This is a genomic window from Nonomuraea bangladeshensis (assembly GCF_039529455.1).
In the GTDB taxonomy this organism is placed as follows: Bacteria; Actinomycetota; Actinomycetes; order Streptosporangiales; family Streptosporangiaceae; genus Nonomuraea; species Nonomuraea bangladeshensis.
In genome coordinates this window covers 182,595-204,320 of the sequence record NZ_BAAAMV010000013.1, presented here as the reverse complement: position 1 = coordinate 204,320, position 21,726 = coordinate 182,595, and the positions used below count along the sequence as shown (strand labels likewise).

Sequence of the window (21,726 nt, the reverse complement as noted above, 5' to 3'; positions counted from 1 at the left end):
GGCGGTCAGGGGACGACGATCGCGGCGATCACCAGGGCCAGGGCGGCGACCGCCGCCGCGATGGCGTCGTAGGCCCACGTGGTGCGGACCTCGACCGGCTGCTCGCCGGTGCGGCGCCGGGCCGCCTCGGCGCGCTCGCGGATCTGGTCGCCCACCCAGTCGGCGTGCGTCCGGCCGGCCAGCGCCTCCTGCGCCGCCTGCTCGGCCCGGCTCACCGTCGGCTCGGTCGCGAACCGGCCCCGCCGCCCCTGGCTCGGCATGCCGCGCCGCTGGGCCTTGGCCCGCTCCCTGGCGCTGCTCATCGGCGTCCACAGGCGCAGCACGCCGCCGTCACCGTGGTGCACGCTGATGGCGTGGGACACGGTGACGTCGTCGATCGCCGCCCACGGCACCCGGATCGTACGCAGCGGGTTGCGGCCCACCAGCTCGTGCTCGGTGAGCACGGTCGCGGGCCGCAGCGCGACGACGTAGACGACGACCGTCAGCACGGCCAGCACGGCGAGCGCCACCATCGACGCCTTGCCGGTGTACTTGTTGATCAGGTCGTAGACGTTGAAGGCGACGAACGCCAGCCAGAGCCACGCCATCACGAACGCGGACCTGGACCGGTAGGTCTGCTTCACGGCTGCCACTTGAGCTGGGCGAACCCGGGCTTGATGCGCCCGTTGATGAGCGCCAGCCGCTCGTCGAACGGCAGGAACGCCGACTTCATGGCGTTGACCGTGAACCACTGCAGGTCGTCCCAGCCGTAGCCGAACGCCTCCACCAGCTTGGCGAACTCCAGCGACAGGCTGGTGCGGCTCATCAGCCGGTTGTCGGTGTTGACCGTGACCCGGAAGTGCAGCCGCCGCAGCAGCCCGATCGGGTGCTCGGCGATGGACGCGGCGGCCCCGGTCTGCAGGTTGGACGTGGGGCACATCTCCAGCGGGATGCGCTTGTCGCGGACGTAGGCCGCCAGCCGCCCGAGCTTGGCGCCGCCGTCGTCGCCGACCGCGATGTCGTCGATGATGCGCACGCCGTGGCCGAGCCGGTCGGCGCCGCACCACTGGATGGCCTGCCAGATCGACGGCAGCCCGAACGCCTCGCCCGCGTGGATGGTGAAGTGGGCGTTCTCCCGCTGGAGGTATTCGAAGGCGTCGAGGTGCCGGGTGGGCGGGTAGCCGGCCTCGGCCCCGGCGATGTCGAAGCCCACCACGCCCACGTCGCGGTAGCGCACGGCCAGCTCGGCGATCTCCATGGACCTGGCCTGGTGGCGCATGGCGGTCAGCAGCGTGCCGACCCGGATGCCCCGGCCGGCCGAGCCCCGCGCGAAGCCCTCCAGCACCGCCTCCACCACCTGGTCGAGGCTCAGCCCCATGCTGGTGTGCTGCTCGGGCGCGAAGCGCACCTCGGCGTAGACGACGCCGTCGGCGGCGAGGTCCTCGGCGCACTCGGCGGCGACCCGCTCCAGCGACTCGCGCGTCTGCATGACGGCCACCGTGTGGTCGAACGTCTCCAGGTAGCGTTCGAGCGAGCCCGAGTCCGCGGCCTCCTCGAACCACTGCCGGAGCTGGTCGGAATCGGTCGTGGGCAGCCGGTCGTAGCCGCACTCCCTGGCCAGCTCGACGATCGTCTCGGCGCGGAGCCCGCCGTCGAGGTGATCGTGCAGCAGCACCTTGGGAGCCCGCCGGATGTCGTCAAGCTGAGGACTCATCCGCCCATGATATGACCAGCGGCGTCAGTCGCGGCCAGCGCTGTCGGGCGAGAACGCGGGCAGGCACACCGCGACGTATTCCGCCCCTTCGGGGCCGGCGCTGTAGCGGACCCGCTCGCCCGGCTCGGTGACCACCGACTGCCCGGCCGCGACCTCCGTACGGCCGCCGTCGTGCTCGACGATCACCGACCCGCGCAGGACGAGGGTGTACTCGGTGAACGACGGCGTCTGCGGCGGCTCCTCCCAGCCGGGCGGGGCGGTCATGTGGGCGATGGAGACCGCCTCGTCGCCGCTGTTGACGCGGCCGATGTGCTCGTCGATGAGCTTTCCGCCAGGAACGGGGATGCGGGCCGGGCCCTCGATCTTTCTCACCACGGGGTCAGTGTGCCACGTCGAGCACCAGCCGGTTCGGCCCGCCCTGCTCCTCGATCTGGAAGGCCGCCTGTCTGGCCAGCACCAGGCCGACGCCGACGCGGCCCTCGAAGTCGCCGGTGCGTACGACGTCCGTGAGGTTGCCGAGGTCGGCCGGGTAGACCGGGCCGCCCTTCCAGGTGGGCACGCCGTTCTCGTCGTGCGCGTGCGCGGGGAAGAGCGTGATCTGCAGGTAGGCGCCACCGCGCACGTCGATCCGGCGGCCGGAGCCGTCCTGCACGAACTCGTCCACCCACTTGACGTTGTAGCCGGGCACGTCGCCGTCGAGGTCGATGACGACCCGGTCGTAGGTGTCGTGGGCGGCGTAGCGGACGGAGGTCACGATGGCCGGGTCCATGTCGTCGCGCTCGACGTCCACCTCGCTGGTGCTGGTCGAGGTGCTGCCGCCGGAGTCCGTGGAACCGCCCGACGGGCCCCGGTCCGCGTCCACGGACGGGTCCTCCGGCGAGTCCTCCTGCGGGTCTTCCGACGAGGATCTGGACGCGGGCGGACCGCCGGAGAGGGCGGTCTGGGTCGCCGGGCCGCACGCGGTGAGCACGGCGAGCGCGGCGATGCCGGCGAGCTGGACGGCGACGCGGAAGGGCGACGGCCGGACGCCGGACGGGGAAGACGGTCGCATGCCCGGTAAATGCCCACCGCGCGCCACCGCAAGCAGCGTTTCCCCTGATGGAAGGGCGTTTTTCCGGCCCCGTCCGACCGCCGGGATCCGCATATATGCGGCCTTGCCCGGACGCCGACGCACAGAATGATCACTTGCGCGTGCATCTATTGCACACGCATTAGATGCCATTGCATGAGGTTTGGCCGAATGGTACTCTCCGCGACATGGACGACGAAGTCGTGGTCGGCACCTGGCGTTACGTCCTGGCGACACACGCCAAGGCCATGTGCGCGCTGGAACGCGAGCTGGGCGATCGGCACGGCCTGGGGCCGAGCGAGTTCGAGGTGCTCGACCGGATCGTCCACCATGACCGCAAGCTCCGGCTGCAGGAGCTCTGCGACGAGGTGCACCTGAGCCAGAGCGCGCTCTCGCGGGTGGTCGCGCGGCTGGAGAAGGCCGCGCTGGTCTCGCGCGACGCCTGCAGCTCCGACCGGCGCGGCGTCTTCGTGTGCATCACGCAGGAAGGACGCACGCGCCACGCCGAGGCGCTGCCGACGCAGCGCGCCGTCCTCCGGGAGATCTTCGCCGAGGTGCCCGTCCTCCCCGGCCTGGCCCGCTGACCGGGAGGCCGGGGACGGGCTACGCGGCGGTGACCCGGTCGATGACCAGGGGCAGGTGGTCCGCGGCGGCGGCGCTCACCGCGTAGCCGCCGTCCAGCGCCTCAAGGGCGCGCTCGAAGCGGGACGCCTCGTCGGCGTGCAGGGTCAGCAGCGGCTGACCGGCCCGCACCGGGTCGCCGGGCTTGGCGTGCAGGGTGACGCCCGCGCCGAACGACACCGGGTCCTCCTTGCGGGCCCGTCCGGCGCCGAGCCGCCAGGCGGCCAGGCCCACCGCGTACGCGTCCAGCCGGCTCAGCACCCCGGAGCCGGGCGCCTCCACGGTCAGGGTCTCGGCGGCGCGCGGCAGCGCGGCGTCCGGGTCGCCGCCCTGGGCGATGATCATCCGCCGCCAGGCGTCCATGGCCGAGCCGTCCTGGAGCGCCTTCGCCGGGTCCTTGGCCCCGGACACCCCGGCGGCCTCCAGCATCTCCCGCGCCAGCCGCACGGTCAGCTCCACGACGTCCTCGGGCCCGCCGCCGGCCAGGACCTCGACGGACTCCTCGACCTCCAGCGCGTTGCCCACGGCCCGCCCGAGCGGCCGGTCCATGGCGGTCAGCAGGGCGACCGTGCGGACCCCCGCGTCGGTGCCGAGCGCGACCATGGTCTCGGCCAGCTCGCGGGCGGTCGTGACGTCCTTCATGAACGCCCCGGAGCCCACCTTGACGTCGAGGACCAGCGAGCCCGTGCCCTCGGCGATCTTCTTCGACATGATCGACGAGGCGATGAGCGGGATGGACTCGACGGTGCCGGTGACGTCGCGGAGCGCGTACAGCTTCTTGTCGGCGGGGGCCAGCCCCGAGCCGGCCGCGCACACGACGGCGCCCGCCGTGCGCAGCACGTCCAGCATCTCGTCGTTGGAGAGCGAGGCCCGCCAGCCGGGGATGGCCTCCAGCTTGTCGAGCGTGCCGCCGGTGTGACCGAGGCCGCGCCCGGACAGCTGCGGCACGTACGCACCGCAGGCCGCCACGAGCGGCGCCAGCGGCAGCGTGATCTTGTCACCGACGCCGCCGGTCGAGTGCTTGTCGGCGGTCGGCCGGTCCAGCGCCGACCAGTCCATCCGCTCGCCCGAGCGGATCATGGCCTGCGTCCAGTCGGCGATCTCGCGCCGGTTCATGCCGTTGAGCAGGACGGCCATGGCCAGCGCGGACATCTGCTCGTCGGCCACGTCGCCGCGCGTGTAGGCGGCGATCACCCAGTCGATCTGGGCCGTGGTCAGCTCGCCGCGGTCGCGCTTGGCGCGGATGACCTCGATGGCGTCCATCAGGAGCTCCGGCTGAGGTCCTGCGGCCCGAACGCGTACGGCAGGATCTCCGTCATCGTCTTGGGACCGTCGACGGTCTCGACCAGCAGGTCGTCGCCGCCGAACTCGTAGAGGAGCTGACGGCAGCGCCCGCACGGCATCAGCAGCTCGCCGTGGCCGTCCACGCAGGTGAAGGCCACGAGCCGGCCGCCGCCGGTGCGCTGCAGCTCCGACACGAGCCCGCACTCGGCGCACAGGCCGACGCCGTAGGAGGCGTTCTCCACGTTGCACCCGGTGACGACCCGTCCGTCGTCGACGAGGGCGGCCGCCCCCACCGGGAACTTCGAGTAGGGCGCGTACGCGTACCGCATGGCCTCGGCCGCGGCCTCACGCAGCGGCTCCCATTGGATGTGCTCGCTCAATGCTGTTCCCCCCGGCGGTAACGCACGCCGTCGGCCTTGGGCATCCGCAGCCGTTGCGAAGCCACCAGCAGCACGAGCAGCGTGAGCACGTGTGGTGTGATGTAGACGAACTCGTTCGGAAGCCGCTCGACGGTCAGCCAGAGCCAGAACAGCACGATCATACCGAGGGCGGCGAACGCCATCCGTACATACTGCCGGGAGGCGCCGGCGGCCAGGTCGGCGGGCCGGTCCGGCGCGGTCAGGCGGCGGATCTGGATCACCAGGTAGGCGAGCAGCAGCACCGCCCCGAACAGGAAGAAGGAGACCACGGCCTCCTTGCTGCGCAGCTGCAGGCCGTCGGCGTAGCCGAACAGCGCCGCGCCGGCCGCGAGGCCGCCGGGACGCCAGTTGCCGAAGATCATGGTGGCCAGGCCGATGAAGCCGCGCCCCTGCGTCTGGCCCTCGACGTACTTGTTGGCGAAGAAGACCAGGAACACGCCGCCGAGTCCGGCGAACGCGCCGGAGATGACGACCGCGACGTACTTGATCCGGTAGACGTTGACGCCCAGCGACTCGGCCGCCCACGGGTTCTCCCCCGCCGAGCGCAGCCGCAGGCCGAAGGCGGTGTGCCAGAGCACGAAGTACGTCAGCGGCAGCAGCAGCACCGCCAGCACGACCAGCAGGTTGACCTCGTGCGTCAGACCGCGCAGCAGGCCGGCGAGGTCGGACAGCAGGAACCAGTGCGTGCTCTCCAGCTTGCCCAGCAGGTCGGGCCCGTCCGACAGCAGCGGCAGGCTCGGCGTGGGCGGCGGCGAGCTCATCGGCGGCGAGGTGGTGATGCCCGCGCCGGCGACCGAGGCCGGAGTGCCCTCCTTGTAGAGCACTTCGGACAGGAAGCGGGTGACGCCGGGGCCGAGCAGGTTGATGGCGACGCCGCTGATGATGTGGTCGACGCCGAAGGAGATGGTGGCGACGGCGTGGATGAGCCCGCCGATCGCGCCGGCCAGCAGACCGGCCACGAGCGCGGCCCACGGGCCCCACTGGTAGCCCGCCCAGCCGGCGAACCAGGTGCCCAGCACCATCATGCCTTCGAGACCGATGTTCACCACGCCGGCCCGTTCGGCCCAGAGGCCGCCGAGCCCGGCGAGGCCGATGGGCACGGCCAGCAGCAGGGCCGCGGAGAACATGCCGGACGAGGTGATGTCCTCGTAACCGGTGATGACCCGCACCAGCGACACCACCACCAGGAGCGCGGCGACGCCGATGAGCGTCAGGTGGTATTTGCGTACCCTGGTCATGCGGTCACCTCAACCGGATCCTTGTCCCTGCCGAGCTGCTGCGCCGCCCGGCGCTCCTCCATGCGCAGCGCCAGCCGCTTCGTGACCTCGTTGGCGATCACGACCAGCAGCACGGTCACCGCCTGGATGATGGTGACCACCGACGCCGGCACCCCGGCGAACTGCAGCGAGCCCTGCGCCCGGTCGAGGAAGGCGAACAGCAGCGCGGCGAACGCGATGCCGACCGGCTTGTTGCGGCCGAGCAGCGCCACGGCGATGCCGAGGAAGCCGAGGCCCGCGGTGAAGTTGGAGTTGAACGCGCCCTTGTCCCCGAGGATCTCGGGCAGGCCGATGAGCCCGGCGATGCCGCCGGACATGACCATCGCCGCGATGATCATCTTCTTGGGATTGACGCCGGAGGCGAGCGCCGCCGGGCCGTTGAGCCCGCTGGCCTTGACGTCGAAGCCGAAGCGGGTGCGCTCCAGCACGATCCAGACGATCACGCCGAGCACGATCGCCACCAGCAGGAAGCCCTGGAGACCGCCGCCACGGGTGGGCGCGACCAGCCCGAACCAGTCGAAGAGGACGTTGAGGTTCGGGAACATGGCCGACTCCGGCAGCTCCGGAGTGGTCGTGGTGAGCTGCCCCGCCGCGCGCTCGCCCGCGAACGGCCCGCGCACCAGGTACGACGTCAGGTTGATGGCGATGTAGTTGAGCATGATCGTGGCGATGACCTCGTTCACGCCCCTGGTCACCTTCATGACCGCCGGGATGAGCGCGTAGAGGCCGCCGGTGGCCGCCGCCACGATGATGATCACCGCGATCTGGATCGGCGCGGGCGCGGTGAACGTGGAGCCCACGTAGGCCGCGACGATCGCGGCGAGCCGGTACTGACCCTCCACGCCGATGTTGAAGAGGTTCATGCGGAAGCCGACGGCCACGGCCAGCCCGGCGATGAACAGCGGCACCGCCCGGTTGATGAAGGTCGCGATGCCGTTCGACTGGGCCCGCCCGACGTCGCCGAAGTCGAAGAAGGCGGCGAAGGCGTCCAGCGGGCTGGCGCCCGCCGCGAGGATCGCCACGCTGGAGATCGCGATGGCCAGCACGATCGCGATGACGACGCCGGTCACGGTGAGCAGCGCCCGGTTGAGCCCCGCGGGCATCACGTCTCCTCAGTGCCGGCGATGGCGCCGGTCATGTAGCCGCCCAGCCGCTCGGGCGTGATGTCGGACGGGTCGAGCGTGGCCACGAGGCGCCCGCGGTAGATGACCCGGATGGTGTCGGACAGGCCGATCAGCTCGTCGAGGTCGGCGGAGATCAGCAGCACGGCGAGGCCGGCGGCGCGGGCGTTGCGGAGGTGGTCCCAGATGGCGGCCTGCGCGCCGACGTCCACGCCGCGCGTGGGGTGCGCGGCGATGAGGAACTTGGGCTCGCCGCTCATCTCGCGGCCGACGATGAGCTTCTGCTGGTTGCCGCCGGACAGCGCGAGTGCCAGGGTCTCGACGCCCGGGGTGCGGACGTCGTAGTCCTTGACGATGCGCTCGGTGTCGTTCCTGGCGGCGCGCCGGTCGATCCAGATGCCCTTCCTTGCGGGCTTCCTGGTCTGGTGGCCGAGCACCCGGTTCTCCCAGAGCGAGGCCTCCAGGAGCAGTCCCTGGCGATGGCGATCCTCGGGGATGTAGCCGATGCCGGCCTCGCGGCGGCGCAGCGTCGGCCAGGAGCTCACGTCGTGCTCGCCGAGCGTGATCGTGCCGTGCGCGGCGCGGATGCCCATGATGGCTTCGATCAGCTCGGACTGGCCGTTGCCCTCGACGCCGGCGATGCCGAGGATCTCGCCCTCGTGGATGTCGAACGACACGTCGTCCAGCAGCAGCCGCGTGCCGTCGGCGCGCAGCGTGGCGACGTACTCCTTCGCCGGGACGCTCTTGGGCGCGGGGTGGTGGCCGTCGGCCTCCACCGTGAGGTGCGCGACCCGGAACGCCGTCCGGTCGGTCACGGTGGACTCGCGGGTCTCGGGGGTGGGCAGCTCGCTGCCGACCATCAGCTCGGCGAGCTGGCGGGCGCTGGTCACCTCGGCGCGGGGCATGGCGGCGACGGTGGTGCCGCGCCTGATCACGGTGATCGCGTCGGCGATGCCGAGCACCTCGTCGAGCTTGTGGGAGATGAAGATGACGGTCAGGCCCTCGGCCTTGAGCTCGCGCAGGTTCTGGAAGAGCTCCTCGACCTCCTGGGGCACCAGGACGGCCGTCGGCTCGTCGAGGATGAGGATGCGGGCGCCCCGGTAGAGTACCTTGAGGATCTCGACCCGCTGGCGGTCGCCGACGCCGAGGTCCTCCACGAGCCGGTCGGGGTCGACGCGCAGGCCGTGCGTCTCGGCCAGCTCCGCGATGCGGGCGCGGGCCCTGCCGGTGTCGAGCAGCCCGGCCCGGGTGGGTTCGGCGCCGAGAACGATGTTCTCCAGCACGGTGAGGTTGTCGGCCAGCATGAAGTGCTGGTGCACCATGCCGATGCCGACGGCGATGGCGTCGCTCGGCGAGCGGAAGGACACTTCCTCGCCGTTCACCTTGATGGTGCCCTCGTCCGGCTTCTGCATGCCGTAGAGGATCTTCATCAGGGTGGACTTGCCCGCGCCGTTCTCGCCCACGATGGCGTGCACCGTCCCGGGTGCGACGGTGATGCGGATGTCATGGTTGGCGACGACACCGGGGAAACGCTTGGTGATGCCCTCCAGCTCTACGGCGGGTCGCGCCGTGGCCAGGGTGTCAGCACTCATTTCGCCTCTCCTAGGAGCAGGGCGGAGGTAGACGAGAGGGCCCGAAGCTGACTCCGGGCCCTCGATGTCGGTCCTGCCCAGGGTTACGGCTTGGCCGGAACCGTGATCTTGCCGTCGACGATGTCCTTCTTGGCAGCGTCGAGCTTGTCCTTGATGTCGTCGATCTCGCCACCGGTGGTGGAGAGGCCCACGCCGTCGACCTTCAGGTCGTAGACGGTGTCGGTGCCGCCCTTGGCGCCGCCCTGGATGGCCTTGATGAACTCGAAGACGCCGACGTCGACGCGCTTCAGCATCGAGGTCATGATGACGCTCTGGAGGTCGGTCTCCTTGACCGTCTGGCGCTGGTCGGAGTCGACGCCGATGGCCTTCTTCTTGGCCGCTGCCGCCGCCTGGAACACGCCGAGGCCGGAGTCGCCGGAGGCGTGGTAGACGATGTCCGCGCCGTCCTGGTACATCTTCTCGGCCGCGATCTTGCCCTTGTCGGGGGCCTTGAAGCCGGAGAAGTCGCCGTCGGGGCTGATGTACGTGACATCGATCTTGGCGTCCGCCTTGACCGACTTCACACCCGCCTCGAAGCCTGCCTGGAACTTCTTGATCAGGTCGTTCTCGACGCCGCCGACGAAGCCGACGTGGCCTTCCTTCGACTTGAGCGCGGCCGCGACGCCCGCCAGGTAGGAGCCCTGCTCCTCGGCGAACAGCAGGCCGGTCACGTTGGGCCCGTTGGAGGCGGAGTCGACGACCGCGAACTGGATGTCCGGGTATTCCTCGGCCGTCTTCTTGATGTCATCGCCGTAGGCGAAGCCCACGCCGATGATCGGGTTGTAGCCCGCGTCGGCGAGCTGACGCAGCAGGTCGCCGCGGTTGGAGCCGTCGGCCGCGGGGCTCAGCTCCTTGATCTCGGCGCCGAGCTCCGTCTTGGCCTTCTCCAGGCCCGCGTACGCCGCGTCGTTGAAGGACTTGTCACCGCGCCCGCCAATGTCGAAGGCCAGGCCGACCTTGAGCCCGCCCTTCGCCGCCTCGCTGGAGGCGCCGGCGCTGCTCGGCGCCTCGCTGGCCGTGGTTCCCCCGCTGTCGCCGCCGCAGGCGGCCGCTGCCATGAGCATGACGCCGGCCACGGAGCCGAGCGCCATCCTGTTGAATCGCTTGCCGAGCAAGGCGACTCCCTTCCATTTCCCCGCCGTCGGGTTCATCGCAGGCGCGAATAAACGTACGGCACCTGCACGGAAGATAGTTGTATGACCAGGGCAGACCAAACCGGCGCACAGGGTCGCAACCGCTCCGTTATCGACATCAAGCGCGACCGTGACCTGAGGTCCGCGCCAGCGAACACGCTAGCGGGGCTGTGATGTTTTGCCCAACTTTGGGGTGGGAATCACCTCTTGCTTGACGGCCGATCTTGGCGGAGATTCCAAGCATGCCCTCCCGTAAGGCACTGGCCGTGCCGCTCGCCGCGCTCCTCGTCGCGGCTCTGACCGGCACCACCCCCGCCGCAGCAGCAGACACCCCCACGATCAAGGTCGAGAACAACGCGACCCAGCCGGTCTTCTCCCGGGCCGACGCCGTCAAGCAGACCGTGTACGTCGAGGTCGCCGGCACCGACAGCGACAACGACGGCGCCCCCGACCGGGTCGCCGTGGACATCCTGCGTCCCAAGGAGACCGACGCCGGGCTCAAGGTCCCGGTCATCATGGAGGCCAGCCCGTACTACGCGGGCGGCAACGACGTCGCCAACCACACCGTGGACGTGGACGAGAACGGCAACCCGCTCCCCACGCTCAGGTCGCTGTCGAGCAAGCTCGCCGCCGAGCCCTTCGCCGGCTACTACGACAACTACTTCCTGCCCCGCGGCTACGCCATCGCCCTGGTGGAGAACCTCGGCAGCGGCCGGGCCACCGGCTGCCCGACCTCCGGCGACCGCAACGAGACCGCGGGCCCGAAGGCCGCGATCGACTGGCTCAGCGGACGCGCCCGCGGCTTCGACGCCGACGGCAACCCGGTCGCGGCCACCTGGTCCACCGGCAAGGTCGGCATGATCGGCGTCTCCTACAACGGCACCCTGCCCAACGCCGTCGCCGCGACCGGCGTCGAGGGGCTGAAGACGATCGTCCCGATCGCCGCGATCTCCAGCTGGTACGACTACTACCGCGCCAACGGCGGCGTCGTGGCCCCCGGCGGCTTCCAGGGCGAGGACCTGGACGTGCTCGCCAAATACGTCCTGACCAGGCAGAACGGCCAGGAGGCGTGCGGCGCGCTGATCGACTCCATCACCACGGGCCAGGACCGGATCACCGGCGACTACAGCCCGCTCTGGGACGCCCGCAACTACCTCGACGACGTGAACAAGGTCAAGGCCAGCGTCTTCGTCGTGCACGGGCTGAACGACTGGAACGTCAAGACCAAGCAGTTCGCCCAGTGGTGGTACGCCCTGGCCAAGCGGCACGTGCCGCGCAAGATCTGGCTGCACCAGGGCACGCACATGAACCCGTTCTCGCTGCGCACCGCCGAGTGGCTGCGCCAGCTCCACGGCTGGTTCGACTACTGGCTGCACGGCATCGACTCGGGCATCATGCGCGAGCCTCAGGCCGACGTCGAGATCGGCCCCGGCCAGTGGGGGCGGCACGCCTCGTGGCCGCTGCCCGGCACCGCGGCCGTCCCGCTCCACCTGGGCTCCGGCGGGCACCTGGGCCTGCTGCCGCGGCCGCTGTCGCCGCGCGAGACGTTCACCGACCAGAAGACGAGGACGGCCGAGCAGCTCGTCGAGGCCACCGGCGCGGATCCGAACCGGCTCGCGTACACGACCGGTGAGCTGCCGGCCGACGTGCGGATCTCCGGGACGCCGACGGTGTCGGTGCGGGCCTCGGTGAAGGACGGCTCATCGCCGTACCTGACGGCGCTGCTCGTCGATTACGGCTCCGACGTCCGGGCCAACGGCACGCTGGTGCCGACGGGCGAGACGCTCTGTTACGGGCAGGGCGTGCCGGGCGACACCGGCTGCACCGCGCTGCGGACGCTGGGCACGGCCACGACCCCGTACAAGATCGTCACCCGGGGCTGGCTGGACGTGCGCAACCGCGTCCGCGCGGACCGCACGCAACCGCTGCGTGCGGGCAAGGAGTACGACTTCACCTGGGACTTCCAGCCCACGGATCATGTGTTCAAGAAGGGCCACCGGCTGGGCCTGGTGATCATCTCCACCGACTTCGACTACACCCTGCGCTACCCGCCGGGCACGACGTTCACGGTCGCGCCCGGCCGGTCGGCGCTGAAGCTGCCGGTGGTCACGCCAGCGCGCTGGTGACCGTCGAGTCGAGCGGCCCGACCTCCCACAGGGCGGTGAACGCGGTGGCGGCCATGACGCGCACGCCCATGGCGATCGCCTTTTCGTCCACGTCGAACGTGCCCTGGTGGATGTCGTAGGTGACGCCGTCGGGCGAGCGGGTGCCGAGGCGGGCGAACGCGCCGGGGACCGACTCGAGGTACCAGGCGAAGTCCTCGCCGCCGAGCGACTGCTGGGTCGGGACGACCGCGCCCGCGCCCAGCACGCGCTCGGCGGCCTCGCCGAGCATCTCGACGCTGACCTCGTCGTTGACGACCGGCGGCACGCCGCGGGTGTAGTCCATGGTGGCCTCGATGCCGTAGGCGCTCGCGACCGACTCCAGCAGCGACTTGATCAGGTCGGGGGCGGCGTGCCAGGCCTCCTCGTCGAGGCAGCGCACGGTGCCCTCGGCCACGCCGTCGTCGGGGATCGCGTTGGCGGCCGAGCCGGCCTCGACGCGGCCCCAGACGAGGCTGAGCGAGGAGCGCGGGTCGACCCGGCGCGACAGCGCGGCGGGCAGCTCGGTGAGGATCTTGGCCAGCGCGAAGACGAGGTCGGCGGTCAGGTGGGGGCGGGCGGTGTGCCCGCCGGGGCCGGAGACCCGGACGGTCAGGCGGTCGCAGGCGGAGGTGATCGGGCCCACGCGCAGGCCGAGCTGGCCGACGTCCACCCGCGGATCGCAGTGCAGGCCGAAGATGCGGTCCACGCCGCTGATGCCGCCGTGCGCCATGACCTCAAGGGCGCCGCCGGGGGCCTCCTCGGCCGGCTGGAAGATCAGCCGGACCCGGCCGGGCAGGAGGCCCGCCGCGGCCTGCTGGGCGAGGAAGAGCGAGGTGCCGAGCAGCACGGTCGTGTGCACGTCGTGGCCGCAGGCGTGGCAGACCCCCGGCACGGTGGAGCGGTAGGGCACGTCCTTCTCGTCCTGCAGCGGCAGCGCGTCGATGTCGGCGCGCAGGGCGATCGTGGGGCCGTCGCCGCTGCCGACGTCGCAGATCAGGCCGGTGCCCTTGGGCAGCACCCGCGGGCTCAGCCCGGCGGCGGTGAGCCGCTCGACGATGCGCTGTGTCGTGCGATATTCGGCGAAGGCCAGCTCGGGGTGCATGTGGAGGTCGCGGCGGAACGCCACGAGATCCTGCTCACTCTCGGCCAGGAACGCGTCGAGTTCGCCTCGCAGCTCACGTCCCCGCATATGTCACCACTCCGTCCCAATGCCGCGCGCCCTGGAATCAACTGAAGCCGGCGCGGCTAGTGCGCTGTCGTACTCGTCATCCCGCCGTGGGGCCGCCCCCCGGTCGAGCGGCCGACTCGGCGAATCAAAAAACACACCCGCTGGTTCGGGTGCGTGAGATCGTCGGCATGGGCTTGCGTGCGTCGGTCGCGCTGCCGCTGTGCAGCCAGGGAGCACAGCGGTCGGCCGTGAGCCCGGTGGCGATGGTCTCGACTCTATCGCTCGTCCGCGGCTCCGCGCCGACAGATACACCAAAAGTTAGCCGACTGCAGGTCCGTAACCCCTGCTTGTCACCTTACGTGATGTTCCGCCTGGTCCGGAAATAGTCACAAGGGATCAGTAGATGGTGACCCGTCGTCGCTACTTCCAAACGTGGTGCGTGATTCCGAATCCTGTCACCTTCTGTCATGGTCATCACACTTCGCGGCTGGCTGTTTTTGGGGTGAATCGGTGTTTCACTCGCAATATGATCACTACTATCCCGTTCGGGGAGAAGTATGCTGGGTTGAGCATCTTCGAGCCGAGTGAGGGGACCCTGGTGGTCGTACCCTCGCTCTCCCTTCCCCAGGACGAGCTCCGCCGCATCAAGGCGGCCAGGTCCTACGAGGAGCGTTTGCTCTTCCTCCTGCTGACGCTCCGGGAACCCGGGGTAAAGGTGGTCTACCTCTCCTCCGCGCCCATCGATCCCGGCATCATCGACTACTACTTCTCGTTCCTGCCCGATCCTGACGACGCCGCCAAGCGCCTGACGCTGATCACGCTCGACGACCCCTGGTCCCAGCCGCTGACCAGGACCCTGCTCGGCCGTCCCGACGTGCTGGAGCAGCTGCGGGCGGAGATCGACGGCGACGCCTGGCTGGTGCCGTTCGTGCTGAGCGAGCTGGAGGAGGAGCTCGCCTCGTCACTCAACGTCCCCATCTACGGACCGGCCACCTCGTACGCCTACTACGGCTCCAAGAGCGGCGCCCGCGAGATCGGCCACGAGGCCGGCGTGCCCATGGCGCGCGGCTTCGGCGATCTGCGGACGCCGCTGGAGATCGAGGAGGCCGTCGAGGCCCTGCCGGGCGAGCGGGTGATCATCAAGCTCAACGACGCCTACTCGGGGCTGGGCAACGCCATCGTCACCAAGTCCGACCGGTCGCGGATCGACTTCTCGGCCGGCGACGAGACCTGGGAGGCGTTCTCCGCCAAGATCAGGGATCGGGGCGCGGTGGTGGAGGAGTACATCGAGCACCGGCCGCTCTACTACCCGAGCGCCCTCGCGGCCATCTCGCCGGGCGGCCACGCCCGCGTGCTGGCCACGCACGACCAGGTGCTCGGCGGCGACAGCGGCCAGGTCTACCAGGGCTGCACGTTCCCCGCCGCCCCCGAGTACCGCGCCGAGGTGGACGCGTCCGCCGGGCGCATCGCGCGGGTCCTCGCCGAGCGCGGCGTGGTGGGCGTGTTCGGCATGGACTTCTTCGCGCTCAAGGCCGACGCCGGCTACGCGGCGCTGCTGTGCGAGATCAACCTGCGCATCGGCGGCACCACGCACCCGTACGGCGCCGTCACGCTGACCACCGGCGCCGTCTACGACCCCGGCACCGGCCTGCTCATGGCCGGCGGCCAGCCGAAGTTCTACACCGCGACCGACAACTACGCCGCCGGCTGCCTGCGCGGCCGCACGCCCCGCGAGGTCATGCGGACGGCCGAGCGCCTCGGTCTCGGCTTCGACCACGAACGCCGCACCGGCAACGTCTTCCACCTGCTCGGCGCGATCCCCGAGCACGGCAAGCTGGGCTTCACCTCGATCGGCGACTCCAGACAGGAGGCGGACGAGCTGCACGCGCTCACCCGGCGCCTCCTCAGCGCACTCTGAGCGCGCGGACCCCGAGGAACATCAGGACCAGGCCGAGCACGATGTTGACCGCGATCAGGATGCCGTGGACCACGTAGAAGGCGGTGGGGTGACCGTCGGCCAGGTTGAAGCCGAGGTTGATCCATTCAAAGATCATGAACGCGCCCAGAGCGACGAGGAACGCGGCGATCTTTCGTGACATGACCATCTCTCTAGTATCGAAGGTGGATCTTCGGGGGATGTGTCGCCACATGGGCATTCATCCAGGGCTACGCTGAGACCCGCCATGTGGACCAAAACCGTACTGATCACGGCGTTCGTCACGTCGGCCTCGCTCACCGGCGGGACCGCGTACGCCGCCCCGGCCACCCCGGTGGGCGGTCCGGCGCTGGGCAGCCGTGGCCTGGTCGCCCCCGAGGGCGTCAAGAAGCCGCCCAAGACCAAGGCTACGTCGTACGTCATCGCGGACGTGGACACGGGCCAGGTGCTCGCCGCCAAGGACGCCCACGGGCGCTACCTGCCGGCCAGCACCCTGAAGACGCTGACCGCGCTCACCCTGATCCCGAAGCTGAACAAGAACCTCAGGATCCGGCCCAGCCAGAACGCCTGCAACCAGGAGGGCAGCGCGGTCGGGCTCACGCCGAAGGCCACCTACCGGGTCGAGGACCTGTTCAGGGGCCTGATGATGACCTCGGGCAACGACGCGGCCATGGCGCTCGCCGAGGTCAACGGCGGCCTGGCCAAGACCATGCGGGAGATGAACGAGGAGGCCAGGCGGCTGCAGGCGAACGACACCGTCGCCAAGACGCCGAGCGGCCTCGACAAGCCCGGCCAGAGCAGCTCGGCCTACGACCTGGCGCTCATCGCCCGCGCCGGCCTGGCCAATCCCGACTTCCTCCGCTACATCAGCACCAAGACGGCGAACTTCCCGGCCCCGAAGGGCAAGACGTACCAGATCAGCAACCACAACAAGCTGCTCTGGCGCTACCAGGGCATGATCGGCGTCAAGAACGGCTGGACCTCCAAGGCCCTCGGCAGCTTCGTCGGCGCGGCCACCCGCGGCGGCCACACGATCGTGGTGAGCGTCATGCGCCACGAGGGCTACTTCTGGGAGGAGGTCGGCGAGCTCATGGACTGGGGATTCTCGGTGCGGGGCAAGGTGACCCCGGTCGGGCAGCTCGTGGACCCGCTGCCGGCCCAGCAGCCGGCCGCGCCGCAGGCGCGGGCCTCCGGCGGCCCGGTCACCCAGGTGACCCCCGCCCAGCAGCCGCCGCTGCTGGACGCCGCCGCCCAGAAGCAGACCGACCGCACCAAGGCGATCGGGGCGGCCGTGATCGGCGGCGGGCTGCTGTTCGGGACCGTCTGGCTGGTGTACGGGATCCGCCGCCGGCGCCGCGCCGGCTCACGTCTCTGAGCCCTCCTCCGACGGCCGCACGATCGGCGAGGGCACCGGTGTGGGCGCGGGCGGCGGGCAGTAGCCGGCCGTGGCCGTCCAGGCGGCCACGTGCAGGACGAGCCGGGCCGAGAAATTGATCCAGACGAGCAGGCCCACGATCACCGCGAACGTGCCGTAGACGGGGTTGCCGAGCGTCGTGGCGAGCAGCAGGGTGGCGAGCTGCTTGAGCACGCCGAACCCGATCGCGCCGATCACCGCTCCCTTGGCGATCACCTTGAACGGCTGGACCGGCTTGGCCACCCAGCCGAGCAGGATGACGAACAGCACCCAGTCGGCGGCGAGCCCGGCCACCACGCCCGCCAGCCGCAGCCCGAAGGTCGCCAGGGGCGACTCGCTGCCGAAGACGAGGTGCAGGACCTTGTCGGTCGCGCTGGTGGCGAACCCGCCGACCAGCACGGACGTGATCATGGCGATCCCGATCATCAGGAGCGAGGACAGGTCGCGCAGCTTGCCGACGAAGAAGTTGAGCGGCGGCTGGGTGGTCATGTAGATCTCGCGGAGCGCCCCGCGCAGGGCGTCCAGCGCGCCGAGCCCGGCGTAGAGCAGACCGAGCAGGCCGATGACGCCGGCGGTCGCCTTGGCCTCGGCGATGGCCTTGAGGTTGAGCTGGTCGGCGATGCCGGGCAGCCGCTCGGTGATCGCGGCTTCGAGTGCCTGCCTGGTGGTCTCGCTGGTGGCCACCATGTAGCCGAGCACCGCGTACGCGAGCGCCACCAGCGGGAAGAACGACAGGAACGCGAAGTAGGTGACCGCGCCCGCCAGCCGGTCGCCGTTCTGGCCCTGGTAGCGCTGCACGCCGCGGATGAGGTGGTCGAGCGAGAGCCTGCGCACCCGCCAGTGGTCGACCGTCCGGCGCCCCCAGGCCCGGACCGCCTCGACGCGCCGCCACAGACTCGCCATTCCACGCCTCCAGGCCTCACCGGATCACGGTGGAGCATCTGCCCAGCCCGGCGCGCCGCACGCCCGCCGACCGGCGAGCCTACCGGCACGACACCTTGGTCAGAAGCCGTGGCGGGCGGCCCAGGCGGCGAGCGCGGCGGCGATCTCGCCCGGCCGGTCCTCGGTGGCGTGGTGCCCGGCCGGGCCGACGTGCAGGGTCTCCAGCGCCGCCACGTTGTCCGCGCACCACTGCGCCACCGCCGGGGTGATCAGCAGCGTCGGCGAGGAGTCGAAGGTGAGCAGCAGCTTCGGCACCTCGCCGGAGGCCCCCAGCCACTTGCCGAAGAAGGTCACCCGCTCGGCCACGTCGGCGGGCTCCCCGTCGAGCGGGAGCGAGCGCGCCCACTCCAGCAGCGGCCGGCGGCTCTCGCGCGTCGGGTAGGGCTCCAGGTAGGGCCGCAGGTCCTCCTCGCTCAGGGGCGTCAGCACGCCGCCGGTGTAGGCGGAGCGGATGAGGAAGTCGCCGTCGAGCACCAGCTTCTCGCCCTCGGGGCCGCGGATGGTCTCGGCGCGGCGGCGCGGGCCCTCGCCCAGCTCGTCCAGGCTCGTCCCGCGGACGACCGCCTCCATGAGCGCCACGCCCCGCACCCGTTCCGGATGCCCGGCCGCCCAGTCGCAGGCGAGCGCGCCGCCCCAGTCGTGGCCGATGAGCACCACGTCCTCCAGGCCGAGCGCGTCGAACCAGGCGTCCAGGTAGCGGGCGTGGTCGCCGAAGCGGTAGGGCAGGTCGGGCTTGCCCGAGCGGCCCATGCCGATGAGGTCGGGGGCGAGCAGGCGGCGTCCCGGCGCGGCCACGCCGGGCAGCACGTCCCGCCACGCGCGGGAGGAGGAGGGGTTGCCGTGCAGGAAGACGAAGGGGACGCCCTCGCCGGAGTCCTCGTAGTGGAGGGAGGAGCCGAGCACGTCGATCATCATGGCGTCGATCCGTTCGTGTGACTAACGTTTACTGCCCTAACGATAGGTCGTTAGGGCGACTAACGCAATAGGCTCTGCGCATGACGGACGACGACCCCATGGCGGGGCAGCCGACCCCGGCGGCCCTGCGCGCCCTGCCCAGCCGTACGTTGTCGCTGGTCGCGATGCAGGCCGACCGGATGGTCAGCGAGGGCCTGGCCCGCCTGGACGCCCGCAAGTGGCACTACGCCGCGCTCGTGGCGCTGCGCGAGGGCGGGCCCGTCAGCCAGGCCGAGCTGAGCCGGCGCACCGGCATCTACCGCAGCGACCTGGTCGCGGTCATCAACGAGCTGGCCGAGCGCGGTCACGTCGAGCGCTCCCCCGACCCCGCCGACCGCCGCCGCAACGTCATCCGGCTCACCGGACCGGGCCGGGAGCACCTCGCCCGGCTCCAGGAGGTCGTCGCCGCCCTCCAGGACGAGTTGCTGGCCCCGCTCACGCCCGCCGAACGCGAGCAGTTTTCGGACCTGCTGACCCGCGTCCACGAGCACCATGCGCGCCGCTGAACACGAACCCCTTTCACCTTTCTGACCTGCGAAGACACCGAACGCCCTTCACCTTTTTCGGCTGTGCCGAAACCACTCACAGGCGGAGTCCTGGAGCCCTAGCCTGTGGGCAGTTGCGACAGAGCCAGGAGGCGCCACGTCCCATGACCGAGATCACGACCGGTCAGATGGTCCGGCTTCAGCGCGAGCGAAGGGGCATGAGCACCACCGCGCTGGCCACCCAGTCCGGATGCACCCCCAGACACATCGAACTCATCGAGCACGGCAAACGCACCCCCTCGCTCCCCCTCCTGCGCGAGATCGCCAAGGTGCTCGGCGTACGGACCGCGGTGCTGCTCGGCGAGACGCCCCGCGACTCGCACGAGCCCAGCAGGCCGCAGATCAGCGACATCGAGCGGGCCATGTTCACCTGCCGGCCCCTCGCGCCCGACCTCGAACCGCCGGACGCCGAGCAGCTCTCCGAACGGGTCGCGGCGGCGCGCGGCGCCTGGTTCAGCTCGGCCAGGCGCTACTCGATCCTCATGGCGGCGCTGCCGTCCCTGGTCACCGACGCCGAGAACCTGGCCGCCCTGCGCACGCCGCGTGCCCGCAGCGTCGCCACGGACGCGTACATGCTGGCCAGGGGCGTGCTCAAGCACCTGCAGCGGGTGGACCTCGCGCACCTCGCGGCCGACCGGGCCATGCGCCTCGCCGAGGAGTCCGAGGACCCGCTGACGATCGCGTGGGCGTACTGGAACCTCGGGCAGTCGATGTTGTCCGACGACATGCACCAGATCGCCTACGACGTCGCCAGGCAGGGCATCGAGCTGCTCGAACCGCACGTGCCCGACGGCGACGAGCGGCATCTCAAGGCGCTCGGCGCGCTGCACCTGCTGGCCGCCATCGGCGAGTCCCGCTCGGGCGACGACGACCGGGCGCGCGAGCGCCTGCGCGGCACCGCGAGCCGGCTCGCCGAGCGCGTACGCGACCACTCCGACGTCTACGACCTCGCCTTCTTCGGCCCCACGAACGTCGCCATCCACCTCGCCAGCGTCGAGAACGACGCCGGCCGCCCCGAGGACGTGCTGCGCATCGCCGACGACATCGACCTCACCGCGACCCCGTCCATCGAGCGGCGCACCACCCATCTCGGCGAGGTCGCCCGCGCCTGCGAGGACCTCGGCGACGACGCCGCCAGCCTGCTGCACCTGCTGCGGATCGAGCGCGAGTCCCCCGAGGAGCTGGACCACAAGCTGCTGCTCAGGGAGATGGTCCGGGCGCTGGCGCGGCGGGCCAGGCCGTCGTGGGCGCCCGAGGTCCGCCGGCTCGCCGAGCGCCACGGCATCCAGAACTGATCGAACCGAACTCGTAGTTCGGTCCTGGCGAACCCGGAGTTCTTTCGCCCGAGTTCGTCACGGACCGGCGTCCCAGTGCCACGCTGCGTTCATGACCACAGCGCCGAGTGCCGACCTCGTCATGGAACGACTGCTTGAGGAAGCCGCACGGGAGTTCCCCGGCTGGGCGTTCGAACGACACCACGCCGGCTGGACCGCCGCCCGCGGCGACCTCCGGCTCACCAGGCCGAGCCTGGCCGCCCTCCGCGCGCTCCTGCGCGTGCACCGGGAGGCCAGGGAAGGCTGACGTCAGGACGCCCGCCCCGGGCCCGCCGCGATCCGTCCGGCCACCGCGTCGAGCACCAGGCCGAGGCCGAGGGCGAAGCGGTCCAGGGCCCGCTGCAACGTGTACGGCAGCGCGGTGTCCGACACCCCGAACGCCCCGGCCTCCTCCAGCGCGGCGAGCAGCGGGAAGCGCCCGTTCATGCGCTCCTCCAGGAACGGCGCCCGCCGCTCCCACCACTCGTCGTCGCTGCTGCCGGTCTGCGCGGGCGCCTGCTCGGCCTCGACCACGGCCGCCGCGGCGCCCCGCGTGTACGAGTCCACCGCCGCCACACAGCCCACCACGTCCGCCGCGGCCAGCCCGCGCCCGTGCAGCAGCGCCAGTGTGGCCTCGTACCGGGCGAGGACGTGGGGGCCGAAGACGGTGCGCGAGGTGGACACCTGCAGCAGCCACGGGTGGGCCCGGTAGGCGGCCAGGTCGGCCTCGGCGACGCCGCGCAGCCCGGCCCGCCAGCCCGAGGTGGCGTCGGGCAGCGGCTGCCCGCCCACCACCCGGTCGACCATCAGCTCCAGCAGCTCGGCCTTGCCCGGCACGTACGTGTAGAGCGACGCCGTGCCGATCCCGAGCTCCTGTGCCAGCGCCCGCATGGACAGCGCGGCCGGCCCGGCCCGGTCGGCCGCGGCAACGGCGGCGTCCACGACGGCGGCCAGCTCCAGCCGCTGCCTGGGCCCGCGCCGGGGGGCAGGGAGCCCGTCCCAGAGCAGGGCCATGGTCCGTGCGGGGTCGCCCCGGCCCGCGTACTCCATGACAGGGGCCTC

The 21,726-nt window shown here is 71.1% G+C and carries 22 protein-coding genes; 7 read left to right on the top strand and 15 right to left on the bottom strand.

The annotated features are described in order from the left end of the window. Nucleotides 1–5 precede the first annotated feature (5 nt). Genes ABD292_RS40045 through ABD292_RS40030 form a run of 4 tightly spaced genes read right to left on the bottom strand, consistent with a single transcriptional unit; the run spans nucleotide 6 to nucleotide 2,744 of the window. Complete coding sequence (locus tag ABD292_RS40045) at nucleotides 6–623, bottom strand: hypothetical protein (protein WP_344216965.1); 618 nt, start codon at nucleotides 621–623, stop codon at nucleotides 6–8. Further along, on the bottom strand, nucleotides 620–1,693 hold the full coding sequence (locus ABD292_RS40040; RefSeq protein WP_344216963.1) for an adenosine deaminase: 1,074 nt from the start codon (nucleotides 1,691–1,693) through the stop codon (nucleotides 620–622). Before ABD292_RS40040 ends, ABD292_RS40045 begins: the two co-directional genes overlap by 4 nt. 24 nt (nucleotides 1,694–1,717) lie before the next feature. Next, complete coding sequence (locus ABD292_RS40035) at nucleotides 1,718–2,068, bottom strand: cupin domain-containing protein (protein ID WP_329585116.1); 351 nt, start codon at nucleotides 2,066–2,068, stop codon at nucleotides 1,718–1,720. Nucleotides 2,069–2,072: 4 nt separating this feature from the next. Continuing rightward, entirely contained in the window at nucleotides 2,073–2,744 is a 672-nt protein-coding gene (locus ABD292_RS40030) for an AMIN-like domain-containing (lipo)protein (protein ID WP_344216960.1), read from the bottom strand. A 206-nt stretch (nucleotides 2,745–2,950) separates the two neighbouring features. Between ABD292_RS40030 and ABD292_RS40025 the strand changes: the two genes are divergently transcribed. Further along, entirely contained in the window at nucleotides 2,951–3,346 is a 396-nt protein-coding gene (locus tag ABD292_RS40025) for a MarR family winged helix-turn-helix transcriptional regulator (protein WP_344216958.1), read from the top strand. A 19-nt stretch (nucleotides 3,347–3,365) separates the two neighbouring features. Here the strand turns inward: ABD292_RS40025 and ABD292_RS40020 are convergent, their stop codons facing one another. The 6 genes from ABD292_RS40020 to ABD292_RS39995 all read right to left on the bottom strand — a co-directional run bounded on the left by ABD292_RS40020 (nucleotide 3,366) and on the right by ABD292_RS39995 (nucleotide 10,230). After that, complete coding sequence (locus ABD292_RS40020) at nucleotides 3,366–4,646, bottom strand: thymidine phosphorylase (RefSeq protein ID WP_344216956.1); 1,281 nt, start codon at nucleotides 4,644–4,646, stop codon at nucleotides 3,366–3,368. Continuing rightward, on the bottom strand, nucleotides 4,646–5,047 hold the full coding sequence (locus ABD292_RS40015) for a cytidine deaminase (RefSeq protein ID WP_091090459.1): 402 nt from the start codon (nucleotides 5,045–5,047) through the stop codon (nucleotides 4,646–4,648). Before ABD292_RS40015 ends, ABD292_RS40020 begins: the two co-directional genes overlap by 1 nt. After that, the gene (locus ABD292_RS40010; RefSeq protein WP_344216953.1) at nucleotides 5,044–6,324 is read right to left on the bottom strand and encodes an ABC transporter permease; all 1,281 of its coding nucleotides are present in this window, start codon (nucleotides 6,322–6,324) and stop codon (nucleotides 5,044–5,046) included. Before ABD292_RS40010 ends, ABD292_RS40015 begins: the two co-directional genes overlap by 4 nt. After that, the gene (locus ABD292_RS40005) at nucleotides 6,321–7,466 is read right to left on the bottom strand and encodes an ABC transporter permease (RefSeq protein ID WP_344216951.1); all 1,146 of its coding nucleotides are present in this window, start codon (nucleotides 7,464–7,466) and stop codon (nucleotides 6,321–6,323) included. The genes ABD292_RS40010 and ABD292_RS40005 overlap by 4 nt, the downstream gene beginning before the upstream one ends. Continuing rightward, on the bottom strand, nucleotides 7,466–9,076 hold the full coding sequence (locus tag ABD292_RS40000) for an ABC transporter ATP-binding protein (protein WP_344216949.1): 1,611 nt from the start codon (nucleotides 9,074–9,076) through the stop codon (nucleotides 7,466–7,468). Before ABD292_RS40000 ends, ABD292_RS40005 begins: the two co-directional genes overlap by 1 nt. 83 nt (nucleotides 9,077–9,159) lie before the next feature. Beyond that, on the bottom strand, nucleotides 9,160–10,230 hold the full coding sequence (locus ABD292_RS39995; protein WP_344216947.1) for a BMP family lipoprotein: 1,071 nt from the start codon (nucleotides 10,228–10,230) through the stop codon (nucleotides 9,160–9,162). Between the two features lie 260 nt (nucleotides 10,231–10,490). On the opposite strand from ABD292_RS39995, the gene ABD292_RS39990 reads away from it, so the two are divergent. Next, complete coding sequence (locus tag ABD292_RS39990) at nucleotides 10,491–12,374, top strand: Xaa-Pro dipeptidyl-peptidase (protein WP_344216945.1); 1,884 nt, start codon at nucleotides 10,491–10,493, stop codon at nucleotides 12,372–12,374. Here ABD292_RS39990 and ABD292_RS39985 read toward each other — a convergent pair. Then, the gene (locus ABD292_RS39985) at nucleotides 12,355–13,581 is read right to left on the bottom strand and encodes a M20 family metallopeptidase (protein WP_344216943.1); all 1,227 of its coding nucleotides are present in this window, start codon (nucleotides 13,579–13,581) and stop codon (nucleotides 12,355–12,357) included. The genes ABD292_RS39990 and ABD292_RS39985 overlap by 20 nt on opposite strands. Before the next feature lie 544 nt (nucleotides 13,582–14,125). Between ABD292_RS39985 and ABD292_RS39980 the strand changes: the two genes are divergently transcribed. Further along, nucleotides 14,126–15,478, top strand: a complete 1,353-nt coding sequence (locus ABD292_RS39980) for a peptide ligase PGM1-related protein (protein ID WP_344216941.1) — start codon at nucleotides 14,126–14,128, stop codon at nucleotides 15,476–15,478. Here ABD292_RS39980 and ABD292_RS39975 read toward each other — a convergent pair. After that, entirely contained in the window at nucleotides 15,465–15,659 is a 195-nt protein-coding gene (locus tag ABD292_RS39975; protein ID WP_344216939.1) for an SCO4848 family membrane protein, read from the bottom strand. The genes ABD292_RS39980 and ABD292_RS39975 overlap by 14 nt on opposite strands. An 84-nt stretch (nucleotides 15,660–15,743) precedes the next feature. On the opposite strand from ABD292_RS39975, the gene ABD292_RS39970 reads away from it, so the two are divergent. Continuing rightward, nucleotides 15,744–16,871: a D-alanyl-D-alanine carboxypeptidase family protein gene (locus ABD292_RS39970; RefSeq protein WP_344216936.1), complete on the top strand. Its 1,128-nt coding sequence runs from the start codon at nucleotides 15,744–15,746 to the stop codon at nucleotides 16,869–16,871. On the opposite strand, the gene ABD292_RS39965 is transcribed toward ABD292_RS39970, so the two are convergent. Together ABD292_RS39965 and ABD292_RS39960 are read right to left on the bottom strand one after the other, a co-directional pair. Beyond that, the gene (locus ABD292_RS39965) at nucleotides 16,860–17,813 is read right to left on the bottom strand and encodes a YihY/virulence factor BrkB family protein (RefSeq protein ID WP_344216934.1); all 954 of its coding nucleotides are present in this window, start codon (nucleotides 17,811–17,813) and stop codon (nucleotides 16,860–16,862) included. The two genes, ABD292_RS39970 and ABD292_RS39965, sit on opposite strands and share 12 nt — an antisense overlap. Before the next feature lie 99 nt (nucleotides 17,814–17,912). Next, nucleotides 17,913–18,767, bottom strand: coding sequence for a haloalkane dehalogenase (locus ABD292_RS39960; protein ID WP_344216932.1), 855 nt, complete (start codon nucleotides 18,765–18,767; stop codon nucleotides 17,913–17,915). Nucleotides 18,768–18,847: 80 nt separating this feature from the next. Here ABD292_RS39960 and ABD292_RS39955 point away from each other — a divergent pair, with 80 nt between their 5' ends. The 3 genes from ABD292_RS39955 to ABD292_RS39945 all read left to right on the top strand — a co-directional run bounded on the left by ABD292_RS39955 (nucleotide 18,848) and on the right by ABD292_RS39945 (nucleotide 20,932). After that, nucleotides 18,848–19,312: a MarR family winged helix-turn-helix transcriptional regulator gene (locus ABD292_RS39955; RefSeq protein WP_344216930.1), complete on the top strand. Its 465-nt coding sequence runs from the start codon at nucleotides 18,848–18,850 to the stop codon at nucleotides 19,310–19,312. A gap of 143 nt (nucleotides 19,313–19,455) precedes the next feature. Beyond that, nucleotides 19,456–20,646: a helix-turn-helix domain-containing protein gene (locus tag ABD292_RS39950; RefSeq protein WP_344216928.1), complete on the top strand. Its 1,191-nt coding sequence runs from the start codon at nucleotides 19,456–19,458 to the stop codon at nucleotides 20,644–20,646. A gap of 91 nt (nucleotides 20,647–20,737) precedes the next feature. Further along, nucleotides 20,738–20,932, top strand: coding sequence for a hypothetical protein (locus tag ABD292_RS39945; RefSeq protein WP_344216926.1), 195 nt, complete (start codon nucleotides 20,738–20,740; stop codon nucleotides 20,930–20,932). A gap of 2 nt (nucleotides 20,933–20,934) precedes the next feature. On the opposite strand, the gene ABD292_RS39940 is transcribed toward ABD292_RS39945, so the two are convergent. After that, on the bottom strand, nucleotides 20,935–21,714 hold the full coding sequence (locus ABD292_RS39940; RefSeq protein ID WP_344216925.1) for a TetR/AcrR family transcriptional regulator C-terminal domain-containing protein: 780 nt from the start codon (nucleotides 21,712–21,714) through the stop codon (nucleotides 20,935–20,937). Nucleotides 21,715–21,726 lie beyond the last annotated feature (12 nt).